The 3,354-nt window shown below is 49.0% G+C and carries 3 protein-coding genes and 1 pseudogene; 1 reads left to right on the top strand and 3 read right to left on the bottom strand.

The genetic code is table 11. The features are described 5' to 3' along the window. Nucleotides 1–2: 2 nt before the first annotated feature. Entirely contained in the window at nt 3–605 is a 603-nt protein-coding gene (locus MHN01_RS21165) for a LysE family translocator (protein ID WP_239413273.1), read from the top strand. A gap of 78 nt (nt 606–683) precedes the next feature. Here the strand turns inward: MHN01_RS21165 and MHN01_RS21160 are convergent, their stop codons facing one another. The 3 genes and pseudogenes from MHN01_RS21160 to MHN01_RS21150 form a co-directional block, all read right to left on the bottom strand. After that, entirely contained in the window at nt 684–2,048 is a 1,365-nt protein-coding gene (locus MHN01_RS21160) for a hypothetical protein (protein WP_239413272.1), read from the bottom strand. A 152-nt stretch (nt 2,049–2,200) separates the two neighbouring features. Beyond that, a complete protein-coding gene (locus MHN01_RS21155; protein ID WP_239413270.1) occupies nt 2,201–2,764 on the bottom strand; it encodes an ECF-type sigma factor in 564 nt (187 codons plus the stop codon). Nucleotides 2,765–2,767: 3 nt separating this feature from the next. After that, nucleotides 2,768–3,354, bottom strand: a pseudogene (locus MHN01_RS21150) (chromosome partitioning protein ParA); the annotation flags it as partial.

The raw sequence follows: 3,354 nt of genomic DNA, 5'->3' as shown, positions 1-3,354 counted from the left end.
TATTGATATTTATTCCCACTTTCTTTGCCGTGTCTGCGACCCCGGGACTCTGTATGACGCTAGCGATGACATTGGGTATGACCATTGGTGTGCGTCGAAGCTTGTGGATGATGGTCGGTGAGCTTGCTGGTGTGGGGCTAGTTTCTCTGTCTGCCTTGGTGGGGGTTGCCACTGTGTTGCTGGCTCGGCCTAACCTTTTTCTGGCACTGAAGTATCTAGGCGGCGCTTATTTGCTCTATCTGGGGATCCAGATGTGGCGATCTCGAGGGAAGATGGCCATTCCGTCCGATTTGGACACTCAGGTAAGCGTCAAGCCGCTTGCTCTGGCCGCTCAGGGCTTCGTCACGGCCATTGCCAATCCGAAAGCCTGGGCATTTATGATTTCCCTGTTGCCACCGTTTATTGATGCGAGTTTGCCGCTGCAACCCCAGGCTGCTGTGCTGATCAGTGTGATCCTGTGCTTTGAGCTGATTTGCATGTTGCTATACGCCGCGGGAGGCCGGACTTTGCGGGGGCTGTTACAGCAACGTGGTAATGTCATGCTAATGAACCGGATCGCTGGAAGTATGATGATGGGGGTCAGTGTCTGGCTGGTGATGGGCTAACGTTCATGCAAGAAAGCCCCTGTGAAGACCTTACGGCATCATCAAGGGCTCATTATAGCGTTAGTATCTACCGCGTTATTATTGTGCTAGCGAATACCACTCATCATACAGGCTGACAGCCAGATCTTGGTTATCGGTGAAGAAGTACGGAATGCTCTCGTTTGATGTGCCTTCATAGAAAACAGTGAAGTCATCGTTGATAAGAGTGGTTGGCTGGATCACCCAGTCATCTCCATCCATTACACCTTTAATGATCATTTGGCCAGCATCAGAAATTGACCAGTCTTGCTGTCTGGTTTCACCATCTTCAGTCACATTAACGACATTTTCTGTAGCATCAAACTTCAGGGTAACGAACGTCGGTCTGGCTTTGCTGTTCGATGAGTCGTCCCACAGGTGGTAGAGTGTTTTGCCCTTGAACATGGTTTCGGTAGCGGCCTGAGCGGTAAAGCCGTTGTCGATATTGGTCTCTGTGTAGAAGATCATGTCATTATCGGACGTGACAACCATAGTGAAGGCATCACTCATATAGATAACTTCGTCTAGCCCGTCGCCGCCCTTGAAGCCATTGGTGGTATAGGTGATTGGCCACTCTTTGATAACCTTGCCGTTGTCATCCAGGTCATGAACCTCTGTGTCGGTAAAGGTTGCGGTAACCAGGCCTTCACGCTTGAAGTAGGACTCGTTGGTACTGACAGAGTAGAAAGTTTTGCCTGTAAAGTGCTCTTTGACTGTAGGTGGCATCGGAATTTGGCTTGCACTTCCACTATCGTCAAAAGAAATAAGCACATCATCCAGCTCATCACCATTGTTGATGGCAGTATCTACCACAGTGATGATGTCGTTTGACTTGGTAATTAGCTTGTCAGATTCGCCCTGAGACTCTGAGATAGTGCTGCCTAGTTCCAGGGTAAGAGAGCGGGCAACGGCATGGGCCTTTTTCGCCTCTTGTGCGACATCTGTGTCGGCCTTGCTCGCCACATAGTCACCTGAGATCACTTCTTCAGGCAAGTTCAGCTTGGATGCTAGCTCAGGCAGAGACAAGTTCTCGATGGCTGCGAGTGTGGTGAATGGAGTAACAACTTTAGAGCCTGCCTCTGCAGTCATCTCGACGGTTTGAGTAAGACGTCCGCCTTTGTCGGTATCGTACGTTTTACCGGCGATGGCTCTAATGATCACAGGGAATTGGGTGTCTGCGGCACTGATTGTGACTTCACCCTTGGCATCGGTTAGGGCAGAGAGTTTTTCTCCCGAATCAGCAATACCATTTTTGTTACGATCGACATATACCTCTGCGTCGACCAGATAGCCGTCGATGGCTTTGATGACTGCATCAGTAGCTTCGACCTGCGCTGTATTGCCGCTTCCTGAGTTACTGTCGCTGCCACCGCAACCAGTCAGGGCCAAAGCTACAGACGCTGCAAGTAAACCGATTTTTTTCATTATGTAATTCCCTTATAGATCCGTACCGGATAGATATTGGTGTGTTGTTATAAGGGAAAAATACTAACGGGGCGCAGGACTGACAAGGGACGGAAAAAAGGCAAAAAACCGCAATTTTTTGCCTAATTTTTTTATTTTATTTACAAACCGGACTAGGCCATTTTAGCTTGAAGCCAGCTGCGAGAAAATTTGAGGTCTTTTTCGATTAAGCTACTGCTGCATTTGAGAAGTTCGCTGATCTCCTGGTTTCTCAAGCCTAATAAATACTTCAGCTTCAATGCTTCCGACTGCCTCGGGTAGTGCAGGCTGAAGGTATCTAGCATTTTGTTCATACTCAGCAGTTGCTCAATTTTATCGTCATCTGGCTGATGGACCACGGTGACTTGCTGTCTTTTTTTGGCGTTCAGCGTGCGGGCATGATCGATGAGGATTTGACGCATGACTTTGGCCGCCATCAAATAAAACTGGCGGCGGTTCTCTATCAGCGACAAGTCTGTACCTTCTAATTTGAGGTAGGCATCGTGGATCAGGGCGGTGGTGTTATTGATGCAGTCGCTAAGTACCTGATTGCTGTCACCATATTTTTTTGCACTTCGGGCGCGCTCCTGCTGGGCAATTGCCCGAAGTTGCAAATAGGCAAATTGGTACAGCTCGGCTTCTGCTTGTTTGTCACCTGAATGCCACTGCTGGATGATCTGCGTGATTTGTTGACTCATGAACTATGACTCTTGATGGTGGTATTTTTTCAGCTCGGTGATTTGGTGGGTTTGTGCCTGTTGCTTGCCCTCTTTGTCGATCACTATATGTTGCTGTAATCGGTAAAGCACTCCCTGATCCCAGTTAGGGCCGCTTGGCAGGTATTCCCAACTGGTGTAGCGGGTCTTAGATGTCTCGTCGTACCATTTTACCGGCGCATTGAGCTGGGCAAGGCTTGCCTTGGTGTTGTTCGGGGCCAGCCACCACATATCGGCATGTTGCTTGGTTACGTTGTCACGGTAGGCGCTCTGGCTTGTTGGACACTCAGTACCACTGGCTTTTGCTGACAGGATTGTGTCGGGCATGATCCAGAGGCACTGATTCGAGACGCCATTATTGTTGCTATAGTGAGTTTCGAGCCAGATTCCGTTGAAATCGATAGACTGGTTGCTCTTATTATCATAGGTGAACCATATGTACTCGGCCTGATTGGTGTGTGGCACAGTATCTTTCGGGCCCAGCCCCTGATTTTTCTGCATCAGCAGCTGGGTATGGGGATCATAGTTAATCGCGACAGTACGGTATTTCCAATCGCCTTCATCATCATAGT

Origin of the sequence: Photobacterium sp. OFAV2-7 (assembly GCF_022347985.1) — a bacterium.
In the GTDB taxonomy this organism is placed as follows: Bacteria; Pseudomonadota; Gammaproteobacteria; order Enterobacterales; family Vibrionaceae; genus Photobacterium.
The sequence above is the reverse complement of the archived record's forward strand: the minus strand, read 5'-3'. Positions and strand labels throughout refer to the sequence as shown.

What these genes read in the sequence shown, in the direction of transcription:
- MHN01_RS21160 (WP_239413272.1), bottom strand. Translation starts at nt 2,048, where the DNA reads ATGAAAAAAATCGGTTTACTTGCAGCGTCTGTAGCTTTGGCCCTGACT.
- MHN01_RS21155 (WP_239413270.1), bottom strand. Translation starts at nt 2,764, where the DNA reads ATGAGTCAACAAATCACGCAGATCATCCAGCAGTGGCATTCAGGTGAC.